This is a genomic window from Teichococcus coralli (genome assembly GCF_009829925.1).
GTDB lineage: Bacteria > Pseudomonadota > Alphaproteobacteria > Acetobacterales > Acetobacteraceae > Pseudoroseomonas > Pseudoroseomonas coralli.
The window spans coordinates 1-11,281 of the sequence record NZ_SNVJ01000043.1; the positions used below are offsets into that span (position 1 = coordinate 1).

At 68.9% G+C, this 11,281-nt stretch carries 14 protein-coding genes and 1 pseudogene; 7 read left to right on the top strand and 8 right to left on the bottom strand.

What is annotated here, in order from left to right:
* Positions 1 to 196: 196 nt before the first annotated feature.
* The gene (locus tag E0493_RS22420) at positions 197 to 1,270 is read right to left on the bottom strand and encodes an IS5 family transposase (protein ID WP_160939499.1); all 1,074 of its coding nucleotides are present in this window, start codon (positions 1,268 to 1,270) and stop codon (positions 197 to 199) included.
* An 82-nt stretch (positions 1,271 to 1,352) separates the two neighbouring features.
* On the opposite strand from E0493_RS22420, the gene E0493_RS22425 reads away from it, so the two are divergent.
* On the top strand, positions 1,353 to 1,625 hold the full coding sequence (locus E0493_RS22425; protein WP_367614575.1) for a Na+/H+ antiporter NhaA: 273 nt from the start codon (positions 1,353 to 1,355) through the stop codon (positions 1,623 to 1,625).
* 149 nt (positions 1,626 to 1,774) lie between these two features.
* Positions 1,775 to 2,143 (top strand): hypothetical protein, encoded by a 369-nt coding sequence (locus E0493_RS22430; protein ID WP_160939500.1) that lies wholly within the window; start codon positions 1,775 to 1,777, stop codon positions 2,141 to 2,143.
* 149 nt (positions 2,144 to 2,292) lie between these two features.
* On the opposite strand, the gene E0493_RS22435 is transcribed toward E0493_RS22430, so the two are convergent.
* A complete protein-coding gene (locus E0493_RS22435) occupies positions 2,293 to 2,718 on the bottom strand; it encodes a DUF2147 domain-containing protein (RefSeq protein WP_367614576.1) in 426 nt (141 codons plus the stop codon).
* 273 nt (positions 2,719 to 2,991) lie between these two features.
* Between E0493_RS22435 and E0493_RS22440 the strand changes: the two genes are divergently transcribed.
* Positions 2,992 to 3,273 carry a hypothetical protein gene (locus E0493_RS22440; protein ID WP_160939502.1) on the top strand — a complete coding sequence of 94 codons (282 nt, stop codon included), beginning with the start codon at positions 2,992 to 2,994 and terminating at the stop codon, positions 3,271 to 3,273.
* Between the two features lie 810 nt (positions 3,274 to 4,083).
* Entirely contained in the window at positions 4,084 to 4,527 is a 444-nt protein-coding gene (locus E0493_RS22445; protein WP_160939503.1) for an OsmC family protein, read from the top strand.
* 6 nt (positions 4,528 to 4,533) lie between these two features.
* Here the strand turns inward: E0493_RS22445 and E0493_RS22450 are convergent, their stop codons facing one another.
* From E0493_RS22450 to E0493_RS22460, 3 genes are all read right to left on the bottom strand, one after another.
* Positions 4,534 to 5,493 (bottom strand): LysR family transcriptional regulator, encoded by a 960-nt coding sequence (locus tag E0493_RS22450; protein WP_160939504.1) that lies wholly within the window; start codon positions 5,491 to 5,493, stop codon positions 4,534 to 4,536.
* Between the two features lie 57 nt (positions 5,494 to 5,550).
* Positions 5,551 to 5,748: a hypothetical protein gene (locus E0493_RS22455; protein WP_160939505.1), complete on the bottom strand. Its 198-nt coding sequence runs from the start codon at positions 5,746 to 5,748 to the stop codon at positions 5,551 to 5,553.
* 85 nt (positions 5,749 to 5,833) lie between these two features.
* A complete protein-coding gene (locus E0493_RS22460; protein WP_160939506.1) occupies positions 5,834 to 6,748 on the bottom strand; it encodes a hypothetical protein in 915 nt (304 codons plus the stop codon).
* 229 nt (positions 6,749 to 6,977) lie between these two features.
* Between E0493_RS22460 and E0493_RS22465 the strand changes: the two genes are divergently transcribed.
* Both E0493_RS22465 and E0493_RS22470 read left to right on the top strand, forming a co-directional pair.
* The gene (locus E0493_RS22465) at positions 6,978 to 7,433 is read left to right on the top strand and encodes a YsnF/AvaK domain-containing protein (protein ID WP_202397288.1); all 456 of its coding nucleotides are present in this window, start codon (positions 6,978 to 6,980) and stop codon (positions 7,431 to 7,433) included.
* Positions 7,430 to 8,281, top strand: a complete 852-nt coding sequence (locus E0493_RS22470) for a YsnF/AvaK domain-containing protein (protein ID WP_160939507.1) — start codon at positions 7,430 to 7,432, stop codon at positions 8,279 to 8,281. Before E0493_RS22465 ends, E0493_RS22470 begins: the two co-directional genes overlap by 4 nt.
* Before the next feature lie 181 nt (positions 8,282 to 8,462).
* Here E0493_RS22470 and E0493_RS24020 read toward each other — a convergent pair whose 3' ends face one another.
* Positions 8,463 to 8,768: an ATP-binding protein gene (locus E0493_RS24020; RefSeq protein ID WP_367614577.1), complete on the bottom strand. Its 306-nt coding sequence runs from the start codon at positions 8,766 to 8,768 to the stop codon at positions 8,463 to 8,465.
* Positions 8,769 to 9,210: 442 nt separating this feature from the next.
* Positions 9,211 to 10,011, bottom strand: a complete 801-nt coding sequence (locus E0493_RS22480) for an SDR family NAD(P)-dependent oxidoreductase (RefSeq protein WP_160939508.1) — start codon at positions 10,009 to 10,011, stop codon at positions 9,211 to 9,213.
* A 389-nt stretch (positions 10,012 to 10,400) separates the two neighbouring features.
* On the opposite strand from E0493_RS22480, the gene E0493_RS24025 reads away from it, so the two are divergent.
* Entirely contained in the window at positions 10,401 to 10,787 is a 387-nt protein-coding gene (locus E0493_RS24025) for a transposase (protein WP_367614578.1), read from the top strand.
* 29 nt (positions 10,788 to 10,816) lie between these two features.
* Here the strand turns inward: E0493_RS24025 and E0493_RS24030 are convergent.
* A pseudogene (locus E0493_RS24030) lies at positions 10,817 to 11,245 on the bottom strand (IS3 family transposase); the annotation flags it as partial.
* Between the last annotated feature and the right edge of the window lie 36 nt (positions 11,246 to 11,281).

Sequence of the window (11,281 nt, forward strand, 5' to 3'; positions counted from 1 at the left end):
CGATTCAGTCAGGCCGGAAACCGCTCTAGGGCGGTACTGATGCCGAAGTCCTGAATCAGCCGGAGACCTCGAAGCACCCACCGCGGCGCCGCCTTCGCGCGCAGGATGGCCGCCTCGGATCGCGACGCGCCCCTGCTGATGAAGCTGGGTAATCGGCTCAAGGCGGACGGTACCGCTGCTCGTGGAAGCTGCGAGGTTATGCGGGCGCAGTTCGGGCGCTGAGCCAGGCCAGACGAGTGAAGTTGTACGCCAAGTTAGCCATGCCGATCTTCACCGGTGCCCGCGCCAGGCCGATGGTACGGACGAAGAGTACCATGCGGTGCTTCTGCGCGGCAAAGACATGCTCGATGCTGGAGCAGATCCGGGCGCGTGCGGCATTGGCTTTCGCCTGCTGCTCGGAAAGCCCCCGCAGCGGCGCTCCGCGGAACTGGATCCGCTTGCTCAGGCCACGCCGTTCCAGCAGTTCCAGATTGCGCTTGGTGCGGTAAGCGGTGTCGGCCCAGACGCAGCTGGCGGTGTTCTCGGGATCGAGCAAAGCGGGAAAGCTGCGGCTGTCATGCTGCGCGGCATCGGTGACCGTCCAGCCGCCGATCAGCCCGTGCCGCCGGTCGATGCCGATGTGACTTTTGTACCCGAAGATCGGCACCGCGATCTGGATGGCTTGGCGCTGCGCACCTTCGGGTTTGCGCTTGGTCCTGCCGCGCTTGAGCGTCCACCGCGCATCCCGGTCCTTCTGCGCCCGCTTATGCCGCGACCAGTCTGCGGGTGTGCCGCCCCCCCGGATGGTGGCCTTCTCCAGGGTGAGCTTCTGGCGCGGCGCAGCGATGATCGTGGCGGCGATGATCTGCCCGCCCATGGCAAGAAGGCCCTTGGCGGCCAGCACCGCGTCGAAGCGGCGGAACAACCCCTCGATGGCGCCTGCCTGCTTGAGCTGCTCGCGGTAAAGCCAGATCGTCTTGGCGTCCGGCACCAGCTGGTGCAGGGCAAGGCCCGCGAAGCGCATGAAGGACAGCCGGTCCCGCAACTCGAATTCAGCTTGCTCATCAGAGAGGCTATAAGGGGCCTGAAGCACCAACACGCGGAACATCAGCACTGCGTCATAGGGCGGGCGCCCACCACGGCTGCGATCCGACCGTGCCAGCGCCGCCTCCAGCACGGGGTGGAAGATCTCGAACTCCACGACGGCCGTAAGACGCTCCAGCGGATCACCGGCCGCGGAGAGGACCGCATACCGCTCCTCCACATCGAGGAAGCCCGGCTGACCTGCCATCGCCGCTACCTCCGCTGATCGACCTTAGTGAATCAGCTCAGCGCGTCAGCCGCGAGGTTCTTCGAAGTGCCCAGTCGGTGTTGTGGGCTTTGCCTGGCTGGCGGTGCGCTCGGGCCTAGCGGCGCGGCCAGCGGAACTCGGCTGGGGCGCCCTGGCCGGGGGCGGCATGCTTGCTGGCATCAGCTTCACCATGGCGCTGTTCATCACCGGGCTCGCGTTCCAGGGCGCGCTGCTCGACGCCGCCAAGGTGGGCATCCTGGGCGCCTCCGTTCGCTCGGCGGCGGGCGGCCTTGCGGTGCTAACTTGGCTGGCCCGCGGCGGCCGCAATCGCCTCGCCGGCACGGACTGTCGGTAAGGGTACCGGACGGCCAGGGGCAGGCAGGATGGCCGTGGACAGGGGCAGATTCCGCTTGCGGAGGAGAACAGGAAGCAGGTGGGGTGCCCGGGCGTCGGTTCCGGCACGGTTTCATCCAATCTGACGACAACACCCTTGTGGAGGGGTACATGACCCTAAGCCTCGTATCTTCCGGCGAAGGCCCGGCGCTCGCGATTCGCGACCACCTCCTTCCGCTCGTCCGCGAACGCGGCACCCTGGAGATCCAGAGCGGCACCGTCCGGCTGGTCGCGCTGCGAACGGAAGCCTGGACCATCGAGCACTGGACCCCGTTCAACGTCCTGGCGGAGGGTGAGGCGTCGTCCCCGGGCTACCGGCATGCCCTCGAGCGGCAGCGAACGAGGCCGGACCTGCCCTACGGGTTCGAGGTATGGCACGCGGGGGCGAAGGTGCTGAGCGTCCTCTGGGCTGACGGCGGGGCCTTCGAGGTGACCCACTTCGTCCGCGGCCCCTGGGAAGCTGAGGCGCTGGCGCTTTGACAGCGCCGTCGCGCAGTTGCCGGTCCCCCTCGGGACGTCAACAATCGCCGCCCTTCACCATTCTTCAGGGGGCGGGGAAAGCGGGCTGAACCAGGAGGGAGCCCCGCTCCTGCGGCGCGGCCGTGGCGCCGCAGGTACGCGTCTCCTGCTCAGCACCATCCCTCCGATGTGCCGTGCGCGACCCGGACCAGGGTCTTGGTTTCGCCAAGAAGCGGGACGCCCACATGGATCCATGCCACGATAAGGGCGGCGGATCGGAGTTTCGCCGAGACCCGGTACGTCTTTCGTCGTCCGGATTTTAGGACCAGCCGCCTCGCCAGCGGTTGGAGCCCGCGGGGCGCAAGCCGCCACAGCGGGCGCTGCCGCAGCGCCGGGTCGGGGTTGTTCCTGTCGCGATTCAGCTGCCCTTGGGAATTGCGCGGCGTCAGCAGCCAAAGAATCCGGCCGCTCAACTGGCCGCTGCAGTCGAAGATCTGCACGGCCGCCTTCCCGTCGATGAGCCACACACCGGCCGGAACACTTGCCGAGGCACTGGTGCTCGGAATTGCTAGAACGATAAGCGCGGCCAGCAGCACGGCGACGGGATGCAACCAGCCCCGGGAACGTCATGCCAGATCCCGGCAGGAAGGGAGTATGGGGGCACGGATGCCTCCTCGAGGTCGTACCCGGCACGGAAGGCGGGGGAAAGCACAAAATGGTGCTCCCTCGCATACTGTTATTCCCGGACCCAAATCACGATTTCAGATGGGTAGCACATCATCCGCGACCGCCCGAACCGTTGCACACCACGAGCATGCGCCGAGCCGCCCCCAACGCGGCCGAAAGTGCCGTCTGGAAAGACAGCTGTTATGAACGCGAAGCTCGACGACGAGATCGCTGACTGCACCGCCGAGGAGCGGAGCGAGAACGAGGGCATGCCGGAGCATCCCAGCAAGGCTCGCGACCCGGCGCGCTGGCCCGCAGATCGCCGCGCGGGGGTGATGCAGCCCAGGTCGAAACCTCCCTCTGGTCGTACGGGCATGTTCGGTATCGCCTTGATGTCCTGTGCCGGGCTGGCAGCGCTCGTGTCCGCCCATGGTACGGTTCGTTGGGTGCAGCGCAAACGCAGCGCGCTGAGGCTTCCCCGCTGAGCGGCCCAGGCGAGGCCACTGACGCCAGGGCCGTGAATCCACAGACCGCAGGGACAACCGGCGCCGCCGTGCGGCCCGATCACAGGAGGGAATGATGGCCAAGGGTCAGAAGCGGAGCAGCCGAGAGGCGAAGAAGCCCAAGCAGGCCAAGGCAAAGGTCACTGCCGTGGCGTCGCCCTTCGCGGCAGCGCGGGCGCAGACCTTGGCCGTGCCCAGAAAGAAGGTTTAGCGGCGGCACGCGGGGCGGCTGGCGGAGCCGTCATGATCGCCGCTCGCATCGAAGCGGCCTTCGTTCGCAAGGCCGGATTGGGCGCGGCGGAGGTGATGATCACCGACGTGACCATGCCGGGGCTGGATGGGCTGGCCCTCATCCGAGCCGCGCGCGCCCGGCATTCAGGCCGGCCGGTCCTGTTGATCACCGGCCAACGGGTGATGCGGCATCGATGCTCCTCAGCCAGGCCGTCCAGGACGGCCCGTTCGGGTTGGTCCACAAGCCGGTCATGCCGGACGAGTTGGCAGATCGGGTCGATGCCATAATGACCACGGTCTGAAGGTTCCGCGAAGAACGGCGCGAGCGGCGGTGGCCGGCAGGCAGCACCGCCCCGGTCACGTCATCCGCGCATAGTGGATCCGCAGCATTGCGCCCTGTTGCCAGCCTCCGGGCACGCCATCTGGAAAGCTGCGCCGCCCTGCGTCACGGGGGCGCTTGATGGGCAGAAGGACATCGGCATTGTGCATTTCAGCCCCCCGACGTGACGGCGCTCCGGCAGCGGTGGATGCGGCCGGCCCCCTGCCGCCGGATGGGCTGCGGTGAGCCAGTTGCATACGCTCCGCTGCCGGACGGTGGCAGGGAGCCACTTCCGCCAGCGCACGCATATTCGCAACCTGCCGGTGCTGATCGTGGATGAGCCGAGCGGCATTCCCGGCCCCGACCCGGCACCGCAGCCACTAGAGATTCTGCTTGCCGCGCTCGGCTCCGATCTCGCCATCGCGATCCGCGCCATGGCGGTGACCCGTGGCGTGAGGCTGTCGAGCCTGGAGTTGGTGGTGGAGGCTGACATGGCCGGTGCGCCGCTGGACGAGGGGCCGCCGCTGCCGCTGGGCCTGCGAGAGGTACGCGTCGCGGTCCACATTGCGGCCGAGGCCTCGCGGGAGGCGCTCGCGGCGCTGGTCGCGCGGGCCACCCTGCGCTCGCCGGTCGGCAACACGCTGCATGACGGCGCGCACCTCAGCGTCGCCCTGGCGGCAGGGTAGGGATGCCTAGGCGGGCGGACCAGGCGGTTGCAGGCTCTCCGGCGGGTCAAGCCGGCCGGCAAGATCGCGGACGGCGTTGGCGACGACGTCCAAGGCCAATCGGATCCGCGGCGTCCGGCGGTTGTCCTTGTGGACGGCGAGCCAGATCTCGGCCCCCGGCAATGCCATGGGAGGCCGCAGCCGCTGCAGCTCGTCTTCCCATGTGTCCGCGCGAAGTCGAGGCAGGCACGCCATCCCCCGGCCGCAGAGCGTGGCCTGCAACTGCGCCTCCGGACTGTCCGTTCGCAGGGCGACGGTGGCACGCGGGGCGATCTCGGCGAGCCAGCCGGCAAGCTGAGGCACCTCCGTTCCATCCAGGCCGGTGACCAGCAGGTGGCCTGAGCAGCCGTCCGTGAAATCCGGCCGCCCATGGCGCTCAAGGTAGCTCCGGCTGGCATAAAGCCCGTGCGCCATGGTGCCAATGCGCCGCGCGACGAGGTCGTGCTGCTCAAAGCGTGTGAGGCGCACGGCGATATCCGCCTCCCGCATGGCCAGGCTCATGTGTCGCACATTGGCCAGCAATTCGATGCCGATCTCCGGGTTGCCGAGCTGCAGCGCGCAGAAGGCGGGTGCGAGGACATGGCTGGCGAGCGTTTCGACGGAGGTCACGCGCACCACCCCTTCCAGCTGGGCATCGCGGCCGCCGACCGTGCGCTCCACCGCGAGCGCCTCCGCCTCGACGCGTTCTGCCTGGCCGAGGATCGCCTCGCCGGCCAGCGTGGGGACGTAGCCTTCCGGCGTGCGGTGGAGCAGCCGGGCGCCGAGGCCACCTTCGAGCGAGGCGAGGCGACGGCCGACAGTGGACTGCGTGACGCGCAACTCCCGGGCGGCAGCGGAAAGGCTCCCGGTTCGGACAATCGCCAGAAAGAAGCGGAGGTCATCCCAATCCAGCAACGGCGCGCCTGCATATCCCTGCCCGCCGGCCATCGGCAGGACATGGGAGGCAACGAGCGGAAGGCGCTGGCGGTTTCGGCGAAGCGCGGCTCAGTCGTCCTCGCGGGGGGAGTCGGGCGTGTCGGCGCCGGGGCCGTCACGCGGCTCGACCCTGTGGGTTTCCTGCAGCAGGGCCAGGGCGTCCCGCACCGTCCCCGCCCAGTCACGGCCATTCGCCTCATGCAGGGCGCGCAGCCGCGGCGCCAAGCGCGCCACCAGGGCCGCATGTGTTGCATCACTGGTATCCATCGGGGCTGCCTTCACACTGTTTCGGGAGGCATGCGGGCGGCATCGGCCGCGGCCCCCGCGAAGGGAGGCCGCGGCCACGCTGGGATCAGGCCGGGCGCCGGCCCAGGCCGGGCATCAGCAGGGCGACACGGTCGCGGGTCCCGCGGCGGGCGCCGAGCACCGCCGCAACCGCACCAATCAGCAGTGCCGCGAAGGTGCCGAACGCGCCGATCGAGGTGGCGCGCGCCGTGGCGTCGGCAGCCTGGCGGGCACGCTCCGCAGCCTCCGCCGCGGTGCGCTGCGCCTCGGCCTCCATCGCCTGGACGCGGCGCGAGGCCTCCTCGGGCGGAATGTCGAACTCGGCCGCGACCAGCGCATCCAGCCGGGCACGCTGCTCGCCGGAAAATTCGCCGCGGGCGATGCGGCGCCCGAGCAGCGAGGTGATCTCCGCGCTGCGCTGCTCGCTGGTCATCGCCTGGGGATCGCCGCCGGCACCGCGAAGCGTGTCCCGCGCGCGATCGACCAGCGCCTTGGGCGAGACATCCGGCATCGCCTGGCTCGCCGTTTCGGCAACCGCCGAGGCGGCGCCTCCCGCCACGCTGCCGATCGCATTGGTTGCCGTGGAGGCCAGGCTCGCGAGCAGGTTGCCGATCAGCACGGCATAGACCAGAAAGGCCAGGGCCCAGACCGCGAGGCCGTGCAGGATGCCGTCGGTGTCGTCGGCAGTCCCGGAAAGTCGGGCTGCGGTATAGCCGCCCGCGGCCAGGGCGAGAGTGTTGGCGATGACAAGCCAGATCGCCGCGCCGATGCCCATCCGGGCCGCGCCCGGCGTGGCATGGGCGACGGCGTCCACTGTGGTCGCGCCAATCGCAGTGCCGAGAATGTTCAGCGTGGCCGCGAGTACCGCGGCGATGAGGCTGCCGGCGATGACGGCGCCCCAGGAAACGCGGGACGGCAGGGCCGGGCCGCCTTCGGGCAGGATCGTGGCGGCCCGGACTGTGCTGGTCGTGTCGGGTGGCATGGATGTGACCTTCGGACGTGAATCGGTCATTCGGACGTGAACTGGTAAGCGACTCAACGCCGCCTGGCAGGGAAGTGCGTCGCCGCAAATCCGCATAGGGACTAACCGCCTTTGGCGCCTGCCCGATGGACTGGCCGCTCACCATCTTCGGGACAAGACGCCGGACCGATCGTCCGCCCGACATCCCCGTCGGGTCATCGGCGCCGCGCCCGAACCGGAGGTGTCCTGCGTGGTGGATGACGCGAAAGCCGATACGGAAATGGTGATCCCGCTCGTGGCCGAGCGCGTCGCCATTGCACGACGCGTGATGGAGACCGGGCGGGTCCGCGTCAATCTTTCCACCACCACCGAGGATGCGCTCATCCGCGAGACGCTGAGTGGCGAGCGCGTTGAGGTGGAGCGTGTCGTCCTCGGCCACGAGGTCGCAACGGCGCCCAACGTGCGGGAGGAGGAGGACGGCGCAGTCCTCGTCGTGCCTGTGTTGGAGGAGATCCTGGTGGTCGAGCGTCGCCTCGTCCTCAAGGAGGAGGTCCGCATCCGTCGCATCGCCACGACCGAGACCGTGGCGGAGACCATTCCGCTGCGCCGCCAGGTGGCGAGCGTGGAACGCCTGTCCGCAACTGCCTCTGAAGGCAGCCCTGATGCTCAAGCCCGTCCCGAGGACGGCACCGGAGATTCAACATGACCCAGACGACCCTGACCGCTCTCTACGACACGCGCGACGATGCCGACGCCGCGGCCGAGCGACTGGTGACGGAGACCAGCCTCTCCGGTGCGGATGTCACCGTAACCGCGCAGGACGCGGGTGAGGCGGAGGAAGGCGGCTTTCTCGCCTCCCTGAAGGACCTGTTCATGCCCGACCAGGACCGCGACACCTATGCCGAAGCGATCCGCCGCGGCGGTTTCCTGCTGACCGCGCGGGTCGAGCAGGGCAGCGCCGAGCAGGCCATGAATATCCTGGAGGAGCACGGAGCGGTCGATCTCGACGACCGCCAGCAATCCTGGCGCACGGAAGGGCTGCGCTCGCAGGAGCCCACAGGCGCTGCAGCCACCCTCCCAGACGGCGCTGTGGTCAGTGCCGCGGCGACCAGCCCGTCCGGAAGCCGCGACGAGAAGATCGAGCTTGTCGAGGAGACGCTGCGGGTCGGCAAGCGGGTGGCCAGCGGTGGTCGTGTGCGCGTGCGCAGCTACGTCGTCGAGACGCCTGCCGAAGAAGAGGTGTCGCTCCGCGAGGAGCATGTCGAAATCGAACGCCGGCCCATGGACCGCGCCTCGACCGGTGCCGACGAGGCACTGTTCAGCGAGCGCGTGATCGAGGCGACCGAGACCAGCGAGGAGGCCGTCGTCGCCAAGGAGGCCCGCGTCACCGAGGAAGTGGTGGTGCGGAAGGACGTGGAGGAGCGGGTCGAGACGGTGCACGACACGGTCCGGCACACCGAGGTCGAGGTGGAGGACACCCGTACGACCGCCGCGCCCCCGGGCGGCAGCACGAAATCCCCGCTGGGCCGCGTGGACCCCGCGCCGCGTCGCTGATTGCCGAAGGTTGGACGCGGCCGGGTAGGAAACCGGGGCGGCGCCAGTTGACGCCGCCCCCTGTCCGCCATTTTGCAAGCGACATCAGGAACCCGGCCACCTTCGCTACTGTGATGCTCCGGCGGATTCCGGTGCAGGTGTTGCCTTGAGCAGCCCCGAGCGGCGTTTCTCCCGCAAGCCGCTAGCCGCCGCGGATGGTCAGCACATGGCTGTGGTGCAGCAGGCGGTCCAGGATGGCGGTTGCGACCACCTGATCGCCTCCAGCACCATGCCCCAATCGCCCACGGCGCGGTTGGACGTGACCGCGAGGCTGCCGCGCTCGTAGCGGCGGCCTGACCAGGCTCGTCACCAGCGCCCTCGCCGCGGTGAACAGCACCGGGTAGCTGTGGCGGGTCGCCTCGTGGTCGGGGGCGATGGCCAGGTGCGTCTTGCCGACACCTGGCGGGCCCTGGATCAGCAGCGCACCGCCGTTGTTGCCCAGCGGCAGGTGGCCAGATCACGCACCTCCGGGCGTTCAGTGAGGGTTGAGCGGTGAAGTCGAACCCTTCCAGCGTGCACTGGCAGCGGGACTTCGCGATGCCGGTGCCCATCTGGATGCGCCGCTCCTCGCGATGCGACACCTCTGCCCGGCATAGCGGTGCCGGCGTCTCGCGCAGCGACAGATCGCCCCGCGCGGCTTTGTCCAGCAGCCCGGAAGCACGGGCGGCTTGGCGGCGCTGATGGCCATGCCTTGCATTGGTGCACCTTCCGCCAGGGCAGCGGCAGCTCAGCGCCCCTTTTGGTCATCCAGGCGGCTCGGTAGCTGTCCGGAACGGGGACATGAAGGCCGTCTTCCTTCTCACAAGCCATGGCGTCGCCTGGCCGGGAACTGCCAGACCGTCCCGGAGAGCCTGGGAACGCTGACGCCGGCTTTCCTGGTTGCGCGGAGATCAGTAGTTGATGGACCCGCGTACGCCTCCGCCCACGTCGATTGCGACACCGTTGACCGTGACAGAACGGGGGGAGGCCAGGAAGGCGATTACCTGGGCTACCTCCTCCGCCGAGGGAAGGCGGCCCATCAGCACGTTCGTCGCCAAGGACGCTTCCACTTCGCCCACGGTTCGGCTTTCCGCCTGGGCCCTGGCCTCAAGCATGGCGTCCACCTTCTCCGTGCGGGTCAGGCCGGGGTGGACGGTGGTGACCGCAATCCCGGTGCCCGCCAGCTCGTCAGCCAGGTTCTTCGCCAGGGCGACCACGGCGACGTTGCGGATGGTGCCGACCACGTCGCCGGTCCGTCGCGCCCCCAGCCCGCTGATGTTGATGATGCGGCCCCAGCCCGCCCGGCGCATCAAGGGCAGCAGCGCGCGGGCGCACCGCAGGTAGCCCATGACCTTGGTGTCCATGTGCGATGCCATGGAAGCCCACTCCGCCTCGGAGGGCGGGGGCACGGCTTTCTGCCCGGCGGGCTCGGCGGCGCAGTTCACCAGGATGTGGGCGCCGCCCATGTCGCGCTCCACGGCCGCCGCCATGGCGGCCACGGCAGCATCGTCGGTGGTGTTCGCGGCCAGTCCCAGAGCGCGACGGCCGGTCGCGCGGGCGATCTCGTGCGCCACCTGGAGGGCTTGGTCCGCATGGCGCGACACCAGCACCACGTCGGCACCCTCCTTCGCGAGCAGGCGGGCAGTCGCCAGCCCGATGCCGCGCGTTCCTCCGGTGATTACCGCTACCTTGCCCTCAAGTTCGAGGTTCATGCATCGCACTCCCTGCTGATCCTACGGAGCAGCCTACCACCATCGGCGGAGGCCGCGGGCTTTCCGTCTCCGCGAGCAGGGGTCGCGCAGCCCGGCGGCCGGCCCGCCTGCTTCAGCCGCCGCCCTTCTTCTGGTCTGACCGTTGCCGGCTGCGCGCAACCTAACCGCTGGATCTCGTGCGAAGCAGGCCATTGCAGGTGGGGTGCCGCCATGTCCCTCGCTCCATTATCAAACCTTCTTGGATTTCCCTGACCGGTCCTTAGGACGCGGGGACAAACTGGCGGCTTGCGGCTTTCCAGCCGGACATTGACGTGATTCTACGCTGATCTCTGGCATGGAGGTTGGCATTGATCCGTGGGCTGGTAACCGAAGAGGCGTGGTCCGTCTTCGTGCCCTTCGCGGTCTCTGCCAGTTCGCTCGGCGGCAGGTCCGCGCGCGGCCATCGGCGGGTGCTCGACGCCATCTGCTGGATCGCGCGCACGGGCGCGCCATGGCCTGCCCTGCCGGCCGAGCTTGGAGACTGGAACCCGGTGTTTCGCCAGTTCCGGCGCTGGACCGCGTCCCGCCCGTGGCACGTGATCGTGGAGGCTTTGGCCGATGGCGGTGGCGAGGCCGACCTTCTGCAGATGATCGACAGCACCAGCATCCGGGCGCACCACCACGCCGCGGGCGGAAAGGGGAGGGCGGATCGACAGGGTCTTAGGCGCTCCCTAGATGGCTTCACGAGCAAGTGGAGTGCGCCCCTGCAGGCGGACAGGCTCAGGCCGTGGTTTTGACCCCCCCACTGGGCGTGTTGATCCTCGAACTGCACGGGGCTGAGATAGCCCAGAGACGAATGCAGCCGTCGTGAGTTGTAGACGTCGTTGATGAACCGCGGAAGGTCGGCGGTCACGTCCTCGAAGGTCTCGTAGGCGGCCAAGTAGACGGCCTCGACCTTGGGCGTCTTCATGAAGCTCTCGATTTTGGCGTTATCGTATGGATCGCCCCGTCGGCTCATCGAGCCCGTCAGGCCGTGGGCGGCAAGCAGCTCGCGATACGCCTCGGATGCGTATTGCGACCCACGGTCGGAATGGTGAATGCAGCCCTTGGGTGGCGCGCGGTTCCGGATGGGCGCCTGCAGCGCTGCCACGGCGATCCGGGCGTCCATGGAGCGGCTGATGGCGTAGCCGACCACCTTGCGCGACCAGGCGTCCAGGAGGACAGCCAGGTAAACAAAGCCACCCGGGAGAGCCACGTAGGTCAGATACTGTCGGCGAATTGCAGAGCGATA

Excerpts from the sequence above, each read along its gene's own strand:
- E0493_RS22420 (WP_160939499.1), bottom strand. The coding sequence starts at position 1,270 with ATGGCAGGTCAGCCGGGCTTCCTCGATGTGGAGGAGCGGTATGCGGTC.
- E0493_RS22430 (WP_160939500.1), top strand. The coding sequence starts at position 1,775 with ATGACCCTAAGCCTCGTATCTTCCGGCGAAGGCCCGGCGCTCGCGATT.
- E0493_RS22440 (WP_160939502.1), top strand. The coding sequence starts at position 2,992 with ATGAACGCGAAGCTCGACGACGAGATCGCTGACTGCACCGCCGAGGAG.
- E0493_RS22450 (WP_160939504.1), bottom strand. The coding sequence starts at position 5,493 with ATGGCCGGCGGGCAGGGATATGCAGGCGCGCCGTTGCTGGATTGGGAT.
- E0493_RS22455 (WP_160939505.1), bottom strand. The coding sequence starts at position 5,748 with ATGGATACCAGTGATGCAACACATGCGGCCCTGGTGGCGCGCTTGGCG.
- E0493_RS22460 (WP_160939506.1), bottom strand. The coding sequence starts at position 6,748 with ATGCCACCCGACACGACCAGCACAGTCCGGGCCGCCACGATCCTGCCC.
- E0493_RS22470 (WP_160939507.1), top strand. The coding sequence starts at position 7,430 with ATGACCCAGACGACCCTGACCGCTCTCTACGACACGCGCGACGATGCC.
- E0493_RS22480 (WP_160939508.1), bottom strand. The coding sequence starts at position 10,011 with ATGAACCTCGAACTTGAGGGCAAGGTAGCGGTAATCACCGGAGGAACG.